The 11,872-nt window shown below is 51.2% G+C and carries 14 protein-coding genes and 1 pseudogene; 8 read left to right on the plus strand and 7 right to left on the minus strand.

Annotation, left to right across the window (positions count from 1 at the left end; all coding sequences use genetic code 11):
- Positions 1–284: 284 nt before the first annotated feature.
- The 4 genes from HUX64_RS17785 to HUX64_RS17800 form a co-directional block, all read right to left on the minus strand.
- Entirely contained in the window at positions 285–695 is a 411-nt protein-coding gene (locus HUX64_RS17785) for a Csu type fimbrial protein (protein WP_174627542.1), read from the minus strand.
- Between the two features lie 38 nt (positions 696–733).
- Positions 734–3,091 carry a fimbria/pilus outer membrane usher protein gene (locus HUX64_RS17790; RefSeq protein WP_174627543.1) on the minus strand — a complete coding sequence of 786 codons (2,358 nt, stop codon included), beginning with the start codon at positions 3,089–3,091 and terminating at the stop codon, positions 734–736.
- Positions 3,092–3,221: 130 nt separating this feature from the next.
- Positions 3,222–3,905 carry a fimbrial biogenesis chaperone gene (locus HUX64_RS17795; protein WP_174627544.1) on the minus strand — a complete coding sequence of 228 codons (684 nt, stop codon included), beginning with the start codon at positions 3,903–3,905 and terminating at the stop codon, positions 3,222–3,224.
- 17 nt (positions 3,906–3,922) lie between these two features.
- The gene (locus HUX64_RS17800; protein WP_174627545.1) at positions 3,923–4,465 is read right to left on the minus strand and encodes a spore coat protein U domain-containing protein; all 543 of its coding nucleotides are present in this window, start codon (positions 4,463–4,465) and stop codon (positions 3,923–3,925) included.
- A 516-nt stretch (positions 4,466–4,981) separates the two neighbouring features.
- Between HUX64_RS17800 and HUX64_RS19930 the strand changes: the two are divergent.
- A pseudogene (locus HUX64_RS19930) lies at positions 4,982–5,110 on the plus strand (recombinase family protein); the annotation flags it as partial.
- A 67-nt stretch (positions 5,111–5,177) separates the two neighbouring features.
- On the opposite strand, the gene HUX64_RS17810 reads toward HUX64_RS19930, so the two are convergent.
- Both HUX64_RS17810 and HUX64_RS17815 read right to left on the minus strand, forming a co-directional pair.
- Complete coding sequence (locus HUX64_RS17810; protein ID WP_174627546.1) at positions 5,178–5,330, minus strand: hypothetical protein; 153 nt, start codon at positions 5,328–5,330, stop codon at positions 5,178–5,180.
- Positions 5,331–5,569: 239 nt separating this feature from the next.
- Complete coding sequence (locus HUX64_RS17815) at positions 5,570–5,752, minus strand: hypothetical protein (RefSeq protein WP_174627547.1); 183 nt, start codon at positions 5,750–5,752, stop codon at positions 5,570–5,572.
- Positions 5,753–5,820: 68 nt separating this feature from the next.
- Here HUX64_RS17815 and HUX64_RS17820 point away from each other — a divergent pair, with 68 nt between their 5' ends.
- Genes HUX64_RS17820 through nosR form a run of 6 tightly spaced genes read left to right on the plus strand, consistent with a single transcriptional unit; the run spans position 5,821 to position 10,754 of the window.
- A complete protein-coding gene (locus HUX64_RS17820; protein WP_174627548.1) occupies positions 5,821–6,684 on the plus strand; it encodes a response regulator in 864 nt (287 codons plus the stop codon).
- A complete protein-coding gene (locus HUX64_RS17825; RefSeq protein ID WP_174627549.1) occupies positions 6,672–7,490 on the plus strand; it encodes an HDOD domain-containing protein in 819 nt (272 codons plus the stop codon). The genes HUX64_RS17820 and HUX64_RS17825 overlap by 13 nt, the downstream gene beginning before the upstream one ends.
- A 12-nt stretch (positions 7,491–7,502) precedes the next feature.
- Entirely contained in the window at positions 7,503–8,498 is a 996-nt protein-coding gene (locus tag HUX64_RS19405) for a GAF domain-containing protein (protein WP_217426604.1), read from the plus strand.
- On the plus strand, positions 8,405–9,193 hold the full coding sequence (locus HUX64_RS19410; protein WP_217426605.1) for a histidine kinase dimerization/phospho-acceptor domain-containing protein: 789 nt from the start codon (positions 8,405–8,407) through the stop codon (positions 9,191–9,193). The genes HUX64_RS19405 and HUX64_RS19410 overlap by 94 nt, the downstream gene beginning before the upstream one ends.
- Complete coding sequence (locus HUX64_RS19415; RefSeq protein ID WP_246247117.1) at positions 9,186–9,386, plus strand: sensor histidine kinase; 201 nt, start codon at positions 9,186–9,188, stop codon at positions 9,384–9,386. The genes HUX64_RS19410 and HUX64_RS19415 overlap by 8 nt, the downstream gene beginning before the upstream one ends.
- A 21-nt stretch (positions 9,387–9,407) precedes the next feature.
- Positions 9,408–10,754, plus strand: coding sequence for a response regulator c-di-GMP phosphodiesterase, NosR family (gene nosR, locus HUX64_RS17835; RefSeq protein ID WP_246247115.1), 1,347 nt, complete (start codon positions 9,408–9,410; stop codon positions 10,752–10,754).
- Positions 10,755–10,905: 151 nt separating this feature from the next.
- Here the strand turns inward: nosR and HUX64_RS17840 are convergent, their stop codons facing one another.
- Complete coding sequence (locus HUX64_RS17840) at positions 10,906–11,181, minus strand: helix-turn-helix domain-containing protein (RefSeq protein ID WP_425484280.1); 276 nt, start codon at positions 11,179–11,181, stop codon at positions 10,906–10,908.
- A 278-nt stretch (positions 11,182–11,459) separates the two neighbouring features.
- Here HUX64_RS17840 and HUX64_RS17845 point away from each other — a divergent pair, with 278 nt between their 5' ends.
- Positions 11,460–11,804 carry a hypothetical protein gene (locus tag HUX64_RS17845; RefSeq protein ID WP_174627550.1) on the plus strand — a complete coding sequence of 115 codons (345 nt, stop codon included), beginning with the start codon at positions 11,460–11,462 and terminating at the stop codon, positions 11,802–11,804.
- Positions 11,805–11,872 lie beyond the last annotated feature (68 nt).

Consider the following 11,872-nt stretch of genomic DNA (forward strand, 5'->3'; position numbering starts at 1 on the left):
TCGCAACCGCTTGGCTGGCGCTGACCCGTGATACCGGTCAGCTCACGCAGCTGACTCATTTTCCCTGGCTTCAATCCGCTCAGGCTCAGGTTAATTTTTGTCCGGGGGCTTTTTGAGATGCGTATAACATTGCTGGGAGCGTGTATTATGGCTAGCGGGGGCATTTAGGATGCTAATCAACAAAAGGCTCTAAAGTTCCACAGGCTCTATAAGCCCTCGCAACAGGGGGGCGCACCGCCAAACCAATGATGCCCATTGGCCTAGGCACTGAGCTTTCTTTGCTTTTAATAAGTTATTGTCACGATGATGCTGTCGCTATAGCTGCCTACCCTGGCGCCACGCTGGCTGGCGAGCGGAATGCGGCCATAGACGGTATGCTCCCTGGCGCCGAGCGGAGCCGGGCCGCCCGCTACTGTGACGCTGCCGCCGGCGCCGTCGCCCCAGATCTGGCTGTAGCCGGCATCAGCGTAAAGGTTGTAATCCAGCGTGTTGCTGCCGCTGGCCATGCGGCGCGGATTATAGGTGCCGCTGCCGCCGGGCGAAAGCGCGATGGTGTAAGATACTGATTCATCGCAGGTAAGGGTGAGGGTTGCCGTGCTGTCGACAGTGCTGTCAGTCAGCGGGTTGAAACTGCCGAAGGCCAGACCCGTAGAGTCAACGGAGCAGAGGGCGGACGCTGTTGACGGCCCTAGCATGTTCAACAGCAGCACGGCTGCCAAAAGCATTACTTTTTTCATCGCGGATCTCCACAGGTAAGGGGGCCGATGCGCGGCTCCGCGGGGCCGCCGGCAGGCAGCGGGATGGCCAGATCACAGCGGCCGTCCCGCCATTGTACGGCAATGCGGTTGTTGGATTCCAGATCGGTCAGATAAACCTGGCCGCGCTTGGCGACGGTAAACTTCAGGCCGCTGGGCGTAACAGTAACCTGGGCGCCGCCCGGAACGGGCTTGCCATTGGCTTGATGCAGCACCACCAAGGCGTTGCGCGAGCGCCGCACCGGGAATTCCACGAGTACGCCGCTGCGCGCGTAAGGCAGCGCCATTGCCTTGACACCCTTGATTTCGACATCGAAAGGCAACTCGCCGGGTTCGATGGTGATCCGGTTTTTCTGGTACGGCAGCAGGTTGGGCACCAGCGCGAGGCCGCTGCTGTTGGTCGTGGCGGCGATCTGGTTGCTGCGGTACACCGGCACGTCTTTGATGTCGCCCACCTTGACTACGGCAAAGCTGCCGTGGCCGATGTTGCGGGTGGTAAAAGGCAGGCCCTGCAGCCAGCCGATCGAACCATTGGCGCCCAGACGCAGCGCGGTATCGTTGTTGCCCAGGTTGAAGTCGGCGGTCACTTGTCCATAGTCGCTGTTGAGCGTGCCTCCCGCCTGCAGCTGCTGATTGGCGTCGTCGCTGATGCGCACGCGCCAGCCCAGTCCGGGGCCCTGAGACACCGACTGACTGGCTAGCAGCGCGTTGGTAAGGCGGCCGTCAGTAGCCCGGTTACTGCTGGCCGAGACCGAGCGCTGCGCGCCCAGCGGCAGTATCAGGTTGAGGCCGCCGCTCCAGCCATTATCTTCATTCAGCTGCTTGCTGGCGAAAGCGTTGAGGTACATGTTCCAGGGCAGCGAAAACCCAAGGTTGGCGGTCGCCAGCTGAAACGGGTCGCCGTCCCAGTTCGATTGGCTGATGTAGCTGACGCCGGCCGAGACTCCCAGCAGCAGCGGCATGCCAAAGCCGGCGGTAAAGCGATCGCGCGGGCGAATTTCATGGGGCAGAGCGCCAAACTGGACATAGCCGCGGTCGAAGTGCTCCCCTTGTAGCGAACCGGAGCCGCCAAGAGAGCGGCGCTCCAGGCCGAGCAGATAATGGCCGCCCAGTTCGCCATCGGCTCTGGCGAAGGCTGCCGCCGCGCGCCCCACGGCGAAATGGCCGAGCAGTCCGGCGAGCTCGAGGCCGGCTGCCTGGCGGTGCAGCTGAAGTTCCAGGCGAGCTTCGCCAGTGAGAGCGCCGTTAAAACCCTGGCGCCAGGTGCCGGCGGCAAAACCCGCCCCATAGTCGAGGCTCTGGCTGGCGAAGTTTTCGCGCAGCCAACCAGCCTCGAAGGAAAAATCCGACAAGCCCTCGGCCAGCAGGCGCGGCGACGTGTAATAGCTCTGGGTCACCAGCGTTTCGACGCCGAGCAGGTCGCGCACCACCAGATTAACTTCGCCGGCGCCGGTCACTACCGGCACGTTGGTGATCGCGAACGGGCCGGGGGCGACCGTTTGGCTCTGCTGGCGCTGGTTGTTGATCAGCACATCGACGGTGGACGGCAATGCCGCCGAACCGGAGAGCGACGGCAGCGGAAAGGTAAAATAGCCGGGCCGCAACGCAAAATTACGCGCCCAGCGGATGCCGCCGAAGCGCGCCGGACGGCTCCAGGCGCCGCCGGTGCCGATGGCGTCGCCCAGTACCAGGGTTTCCATCGAGCCGGGCAGGTCGGTCTGCCAGTAGGTATCGGTGCGGATCAATCGGCGCTGCTTATCGTCGCCGCGCATCAAGCCGTTGAGCACCAGCGAGCCCCAGCCATTGAAAGCCACAGCTTCCACAAAGGCGCCATAGCTGAGGCCGTTGCTGCCGGATCGGGTGCCGGTGAGGTTGTAGTTGAAGTAGAAGCCGGGCGGTGCGGGATTGGGCGGCGCCTCGCCGCCGCGCGCCTGGTCGAGGGCGCTGGCTTCAAAGGCTTCGGCAGGGGCGGTAATATCCAGCGCAAGCCTGCCGCTGTCGAGTTGGTACTGCAGTCCCGGTACCGCATCCAGCGCATAGCCCTGGTTGCCGTCAGGCAGCGCCAGTTTTTCTCCGACCGGGCGCAGGCGCGCCTCAAGCCAGGCCTCGACCGGCAGAATCAGGCGGCCGTCAGCGAGCTTTTCGACGCGGATGACGTCCGCCAGCTTCCGGGTGTTGATCCTGACATCCAGCAGCAGGGCCTGCGGGCCATTGAAGTGGCCGGGTTTGCCGGCTACGCGATCCTGGGTTTGATTGGGGCTGCCGGTTAAGGCCGTGTCAGGCGATGAGGCCACTACTTGCGTCGGACAGTAAGGCAAAGATACTGCCAGCAGCATAGGCAGCGTATGTTTGAGATGTCGTAGGCTGTTTGCCCGGCAGGTTGTTGTTGGCGCCGGGTAAGACGAAGTTATAATCGGCATTCATCTGCGGTTTATTTCAAATAAGGGCGCCCGTTTGAGTTTAGGGCTACCGCGCGGACAAGTTGGCGGACATCTCCCCTTGATCAGTGTTAGCGGTGATGCTGTCCGGCGGACTGCGGCCGGTGGCCAAGTCGAAGTTAAATTGCTTCCAGGCGCCGGCCAGCACCGCTCCGCCCGGGATTTTTTGCTGCCAGCCTTGACCTGCCACTGTCAACTCTGAAACCCGGAGCCGGTGGTTGCCAGCATTGTCCAGCCGCACGCAGCCTTTGCCCGCGGCAGCTGCACACCGGCTCCAGCGCGGCGCGGCTTTCGCTTCACCCGCAGGCGTGACGTATACAGGCAGGTTGTGTTTAAAGCGGATGGCGACGTCGCCCGGCTGGGGATGCAATTCTTTGCTGACGTCTTCCAGTACCAGCCGGTAGGTTTGCTCAACAGTAGCGGACAACGGCCGGCGCAAAGCCACCCGGAATATCTGGCTCGATTGCGGCGCGATCTCGGCGATCGGCGGGGCGATCAGCAGATCCTCCGTGGGTTGGTAATGATCCGTGCCGTCGGCCTGGCTCCAGGCCAGGGTTTCGGCCTGGAAACTCATCGCTTGTTCTGACGGATTGCTGACCGTCACCGATACGATCCGCCGGGCAGTCGATAGCTCGATCAGCACCGGCGAAATGGTAATGGCCTGTACGCTGCCGGCAAATGCCGCGCTGGCGAGTAAAAGCCAGCGCCACAAGGCTGATCGGCTTGGCATTATGAGTATTCGACGTTGATAGCGATGGTGGCTGAGTAGGCTCCAACAGGCTGTCCAGCAAAACTGGCGGTCGGAATCCTGCCGTAAATAATTACTGCATGCGCGGCGCCATCTGCTGTCCAACCATTACCTATTGCTTCGCCAGTAGCAGTGGCGGCCAGGTTATCAGCAGTAGCCCCGGCAGTCTGGCTGAGATTAAAAGCCATGGTGCCGCCGCCCACTCTGGTCAAAATTCGGGGGCTGGTAGGAAGTGAATAAATTACCGGGGTTGTTGTACCTGAACTACAGGCAATTTGCAGCGTAGTTCCTGTATCTGCGGTAACGTCTGCCGTAACATTCAGGGCAGAGATGCTGCCGAAGCTCAGTGTCGAAGCTGAAACGGTGCATGAACTGGTCAGGGTTGCATCAACGGCCATCGCGCCTGTTGCTGTAGCAGCACAAACACCGGCGCTGCCCATCGCCATCCCGGCCGCCAGCAACGCGCCCAGCAGTGCTTTTTTGTCGAAGTTCTGGATGGATTTCAAAGGTGTGTAGGTTTTCATAACAATTTCCTTGAATTTTACGCTTAGGTATTGCGGAACGCTTGCTTGTCGCAGCGCCCCGCTGCTCTTTGTTCTGACTCAAAATAGCTCCGGATTGGCAAGAAATAGAGTGAGTCAAATAGGGCTTTGTGTTGTTTGCCGTTCTGTTTCCAGGCGGCTGAGTGGCAACATTAGTTATCTCTGTCAGGATAGAAAAAACACAGCAATAGTGGAGGTGGTGCTAATCTAGGCTTTAAAGACGGACATATGTCTGCAGAGTTGTCGAATGGCTCGGCCAAAAACAAGCTATTTATATTGATGTTCCGGCCATTTGCGAAAAACCAGGAAACTTCCTGGAAAATCGCTTCCTTCGATGCCGATACTCTGTTAATACTAAGGCTAGATGCTTTTTGGAGAATTACAAGGAAAAGGGGGGGCATGCGGGGTCAAAATGAGCCGTATTTTTACTGGCAAGGTTTCCGGCACCCGCATCCACCGGGATAGACTGGATAGGCTGCGGGTCAAGTCGAAAAAGGCGGCGTGATCCTGGTCAAAGGGCTGGATCGCTTAGGGCGGGATACGGCGGACAGGATCGCCTTGATCAAAGAACTCGATAGCATCGGCGTTGCTGCCCAGTTTTTAGATGACGGCGTCAGTAGCGAATGAAACGAGCGAGTGAGGGTAGTCTTGAGTCTTGCCTTGTTGCGCATGAATACTTTGGCGGCTACCTCCTTCATAACATTACATCAACCTCATTTATAAGCATGAAAACCAGATAATTAACTACAATAATATTCATCGACTGATAAAAAATATTATCGCCGGTTTTGAAATCGATATTTTCTCGGTAAGCTGCTTTTCGCAAGTTGGGCCGGATCGTCCGCATGCCAGATCATCCTGGCCGCGCAAAACAAGTAGGAAGGTTTCAATAACTTTGCGCAGCAGGCATATTTCGGATCGGACACCCTTGAGGAAAACGTGCGCGAGGATCAGTTGATGATGCAGGCGTTCAAACAACTGGAAGCAGAGGGGATGAAGTTAACGCCAGAATTGGCCGCGGGATTGGGAGGCGATTGACTACGGTGTGACGTTCCTGATGTAAGGAAATCAGGGAAGTTTCTCATTTTACGAAGGAATCCTTAACGATTCCACTGATTCACCCGGAATCTTCCGCTCCTTGCCATGAAACAGGCAGTGCCATCTACCAATGTTGAGTAGGGCAACGCCCTTGTCATCCTCGGCGGCAGGCAATGATTCCAGGACTTGCAGTGAAGTATCGTGCTGCTTATAGCTTTTTTCTGACAGCATAAAGAGCTGCATTGATAAGTGACAGTGATGGGGCAAATAGCAATTAATCAGAGAATTGGACACTTCCAATGACTGGAGAAACACAGATAGTACGTACCCTATTGCTGGTCGATGATGAAATTAACATCACGAATGCGCTTAACCGTACGTTGCGCCGTGATGGCTATACTATCCTGATTGCCATGAGCGCAGAGGAGGGACTGGCCTTATTGACCCAGCACGAAGTAGGCGTCATCATTTCTGATCAACGCATGCCGCATATGACGGGCGTGGAATTTCTGCGCCAGGTTAAAGTTCTTTATCCCAAGACCCAGCGCATTGTCTTATCAGGCTATACCGAACTTGAATCAGTCACTAGCGCCATTAACGAAGGCGCGATCTGTAAATTCATAACCAAACCTTGGGATGATGAGTTGTTGCGCGATAATATTCGTGAAGCGTTTCAGTACTATGAAATGCAGCAGGAAAATTGTCGTTTGACGAGGGAGCTTCAGTCTGTCAATGAAAAACTTTCCCTGCTTAACCAAAATCTTGAGCAGAAAGTAGCCGATAAAGCCCGGGAAGCTTTCCATACAATTAATCTGTTGCAAATTTCCCAGGAAATTCTTGAGCACTTACCCATAGGTATTATCGGCATTGATAACCAGAATATGATTGTGGCTTCCAACCGATGTGCAGAGGCGCTATTTCACCACCCTAGCGGTACCTGCTTGCTCGGCCTTATGACAGAGGAGGTATTTCCGCAGACGCTTTTACAATGGTTACCAAAAACCTATTCACCTGACTTCATACAAGTCGATGCCGGGGCTGTAACGTTGAAAGAAAATGTTTCCGTACATGTATTAATCAGCACAATGGGCAATATCAGCCAATCAAGAGGCACTATTATTATATTGTCGCCTTACGAAGAAAAATTAAAATGCCTGTTTTAAAAGATAAGTTTGCCTGCCTAGTGAATTTGCCACCCATGCCAGTATTGCTTATGGACGCGCTACAACAGATTAACGGTGAACAAAATTTGACAACCCTGGTTGATAAGATTGGTCAGGATGCGACCCTGGTTATACGGGTTTTACGTATCGCCAATTCACCTTTCTACGGCATGCCCAGAGAAATAGGTTCTTTGCGCGAAGCTATTGTATTAATAGGTTGTAATCGCATACGAGATATGCTGGTTAGCATTTGTTTCTCAAAAATGATCCCCACATGGCACAGGGATTTCAATTATCATTTATTTTCGCACCATAGCATGGCTGTTGCCGAATGTACCCGGGAGTTTGCAAATTATACGGGTAACAGTCCTGATTTTGCCTTTACAGCTGGACTGTTACATGATATTGGATACTTAGTAATGGCTGTACTTTTTCCTGATAAATTCAGTTTGATTACTAATGAGTCTGTCCATCCCTCGGTAGAAACAGAGCGGCGTATATTAGGTTTTGATAATGTGGAACTGGGGAGTAAGGCTGCACAGCTCTGGAATCTTCCCTTGTCCATTCAGGAAGCCATTGAGCAACACCAAACGCCGCCTGAACCTGGTGCCGCCAAATCGCTAGGATTGCTGGTCTATACTGCCAATTTGCTGATTGCCAAATCTCAACAATCCGATGGAGCTGTTTGGGCGGAGGACGAACCTGTTTGCACTGCACTTGACATGCTCAATATTTCAATTAAGGAGGCGATGCATTGCACTGACAGGGGGCGACAGTTTGCTGATCAGATCATTACCCTATTTTAAGCGGGGAAAATTATGCCATTGGATAAAGCTCAGCAGCTAGACTGGATTCATGATTTATATCGATTAGGTCAATCCGATCTGCTGCAAAATAATGCCAATGAAATATTTAACCGTATTTTGCGGCATATTGTTAAAGGCTTTAATGCTGGCACCGGTTCATTAGCCTTATACCAAGGCGATGATAATAGCCGGTTGAGCATTGTGGCCGGTATTGGTTTACCGGAAGAATGTATGGGAAGTGTTATAGCTCATGACGACGGCATTATTGGTTGGGTAATAAAAAATAGAAAACCCCTGTTACTTAAAGGCGATGTGACTTCCGATCCACGTTTTCATTCCCCTATTCGCAGGGAGCAGAGCTCTATTCCATCGACAGCGATTTGTTGGCCGTTACAATTGAATGGTAGGGTAATTGGTGCATTAAGCGTCAATAGCGTGGATGAACAGGCATGTTATACCGAGGACGATCTGGAATTCGGACGTGTGCTGGTTAATCTGATTACCTTGGTCATTGATAATGCCAGGCTCCATCATGAAAAGGAGCAGCGCATAGAACAGTATACCATTGCCAATAAATATTACATGGAAGTGAATCAGCAACTGGAGGTTACCCGTCACCGGCTGGAGCAATCGGATAAGCGTCTGAATGACATACTCGATTCGCTGGATAGTGTCGTCTGGTCTGTCACCCCAAGCACTTTTGCCCCTTTTTATCTGAACCGGGCGGCTGAAGATGTTTATGGCTATCCGGTCTCTGATTTTTTCGTGCAGCCCGGCTTATGGCTGGATATCATTTGCCCGGATGATCGGGATAACGTAAAAAACTGCCTGGAACAATTAAAAAACAATACCATAAAAAAATCACCTATCGCATCAATCATTCGGACCAGAAACAGTATTGGTTGTGCAGCCATATGCGTTATATTCCTGATACCCATGAGGTATTGGCGCACATTGATGGCATTACAACCGATATTACGCAATATAAAAATGCCGAGAATTTATTAAAAACACGTAATAGCGAAATACAAACAGCACTCGATAAGCTTCAGGAAGTACAACAACAATTAGTACAATCGGAAAAACTGGCTTCTGTCGGCCAATTGGCGGCCGGCGTGGCGCATGAAATTAATAATCCCATCGGCTATATCAATTCCAATTTGACATCGTTAAAAACTTATCTGGAGGATTTACTGGCATTAGTGGCAATGTATGAGAAATTAGAATCCGTTTGTACACAGACTGAGTATCTCGAACCCATTAAAGCATTCAAACAACAAATAGATCTGGAGTTTCTAAGAACTGACGTACTCGATTTATTGGAAGAATCCCATGAAGGTGCGACGCGAGTGAAAAAAATTGTTCAAGACCTTAAGGACTTCTCCTATGTGGGGGGAGAGGATGACTGGCAATGGATTAATTTGCATGCAGGGTTGGAAAGCACGCTCAATATTGTTAACAATGAAATTAAATATAAAGCAAAAGTTGTCAAGGTTTTTGGGGATCTGCCTGAAATAAGATGCTTGCCGCATCAGCTTAATCAAGTGTTTATGAATTTGCTGGTCAATGCAGCACAAGCAATTGACAATGAAGGCGTCATCACTTTGCGTACCGGCACGCAGGATGATTACGTATGGGTAGAAGTCAGAAGTCAGCGATACCGGCAAAGGCATCGCACCCGAGCACCTGAGCAAAATTTTTGATCCTTTTTTTACTACCAAGCGGGTCGGCAAAGGTACCGGCCTAGGACTTTCGGTCTCCTACAGTATTATCAAAAAACATCAGGGAGAAATTCAACTGACCAGCCAGTTAGGGCAGGGGACAACCTTTCGGATTATCTTGCCTATTGTCGGAGCTGTTATCGACAATAGGCAAGATGGCAGCCATGCCAACTGACATAAAGCAGGAGCAATTATAGTGACCGAAGCGGCTAGTCTTGCTAATGACAGACCGGCGAAAATCTTGTTTGTCGACGATGAGGCGAATGTGCTTAAAGCCTTGTGTCGCCTGTTTCATAACGAGCCTTATATCACTTACTTTGCCGCTAGCGGTGCGGAAGGCCTGGAGGTATTGCGACACAACGCCGTCGATCTGATTATTTCAGACATGCGCATGCCGGAAATGAACGGAGCGGAATTTCTGGCTCAGATTGCCAAACATTGGCCGGAGACCATCCGTATTTTGCTGACCGGCTATGCCGATTTGCAATTGACCATTGACGCCGTCAACAAGGGCCATATCTACAATTATTGCAATAAACCCTGGAATGATGAGGAACTTAAATTACTGGTTCGCAAAACTCTGGAACAAAAGCGTCTGCGCGAGGAGCGGGATCGTTTATCTGATCTTGTTCACCAGCAAAACAAGGCATTAAAGGCACTCAACGAGCATCTGGAAGAAAAAGTCGAGCAACGCACCGAACAGCTCAAGAAGTCAATGCATCATCTTGATGAAGCCAATCAGAGTTTAAAAAAACAATATATCGATTCCATCAGGGCGTTCTCACGCATTATTGAAATGCGTCCAGGCATCAAAAGTGGACATTCAAAATATATTGCCGAAAATGCGCAGGCTGTCGCTAAAAAAATGTGCATGGATGATGCTGATAGTCAACAACTGCTATTTGCCGGTCTGCTTTTGCAGCTGGGTAAAATGACGCTACCCGATGAAATACTGACCATGTCGCTGTACAGTATGAACCGAGAACAGAGTCAACGTTATTTAAGGCATGCCCAGGAAGCCGGTGCGTTATTAAAAGGCCTAACACAGCTCAATGCCGCCGTCACACTGATTCATTATCAATATGAACATTACGATGGCTCAGGCGGACCGGAAGGTCTTGCTGGCGCCCGGATTCCTTTAGGTTCTCGAATATTAATGGTGATCAGGGATTATATTTCTTATCTGGAGGGAAGTGTCACTGGTCAGAAAATGCCTGTTATGGAAGTGCGCAAGCATTTGCTTGACTACAGAGACAAGCATTATGACCCTAATGTGGTCGATGCATTTTTGCAACATCTAGGTGAAGGTGCCTTACCTACGAATACGCGACCGGTCATTGAAGTTTCCTACACACAATTACGAGTCGGCATGGAAATTGACACAGTGTCTTATGATAACAAAATTTATCTAAGGGATTGTATTCTGACTGAGCAGATGATCAATCGCATCATCAATTTACATAAAAACCGAAAAAACCGAAAAAACCGTGGAATTGCTCCGCTTATAAAAGTTCGCATTGGTGCCGATGTTATAACAGGGTAAGTCTGATTCATAAAGAAAACCATCTACTGATCTTGCCCCGATTTCCCGGATACCGGGTACAGCCGACATACAGGTAAAAATAGAACAGAGGCCAAGCCTAAACCGCATTTGCCGGATTTATTATTGGCATGACAGGTTCAATCATTCTTTTTTAGGTATGGTATAGCATTTCACTACTGATGCCGAACTCGCGGGCTAATGGTGTCTTTGGTTCCCCATCAGTTACCCGTTTCAATAATTCGGTCTGTTGTTCTGTCGATAGCGCTTGCTTACGGCCTCGATAGGCTCCACGCTGTTTGGCGAGTGCAATACCTTCACGTTGTCGTTCTTTAATTAAGACTCGCTCGAATTCGCCAAAGGTGGATGTTATCGGGCCGCTATAGTTAAATGGGAGATAGTCACAAGACCAGGCGCCGGGTGGGTCGATTTTTACTCCTTATTACTTGGACTAGCGAGGGCATTTAGACGAAAACATACGGTTTCAGAAAACAGAAAGTCATATTGTAATAAAAAAACAACAGGTTATGATTTCGATGATCAGCAATAGCTTGTCTGACTATGGCCGGAGTGGTGTAGGAATATCTTATTGATTAGTCTTGAAATTAAACCATAACCGTAAGTTTATGCACAGATGCTCCAGCTAGTCCTTATACGCCTCACTGCAATGCGCCCGTACAGCCGATTCCTGACATCGAGCAAGCAACGATGAAACCCAAGCAAGGCAGCGCCTTCATCACGACCAGGAAGGGCTTTTGTTATCTCACGGTAAAAGTCGGCAGAAGCAATTTCAACATCATGCGTATTCGCACCTACACGCTTGAGCCGCAAGACAAGCGTGACATGCGCCGGTTGTATCCCGACTATGTCTTTGACTGGAAGAAAATCAATCAACAACTTGCCGAAAAGAAGGAGGTTTGCAGAGCCTACCGCTCCAAGCGTCAAGCTCCCCGGAATATGGAGCGCACTTCAGTCCCGTTCGTGATCATGTCCTATGATGATATGGACTCCTCCTTACCCACACGGTGTCATAAAATGCACCCAATGATATAACGGAGCAAAGAGGAGCCCGACATGAATAATAACGCAGTTGGTTTGGATATTTCAAAAAACGTTTTCCA

The sequence above is a fragment of the Candidatus Methylobacter favarea genome (genome assembly GCF_902806695.1).
Lineage (GTDB): Bacteria > Pseudomonadota > Gammaproteobacteria > Methylococcales > Methylomonadaceae > Methylobacter_B > Methylobacter_B favarea.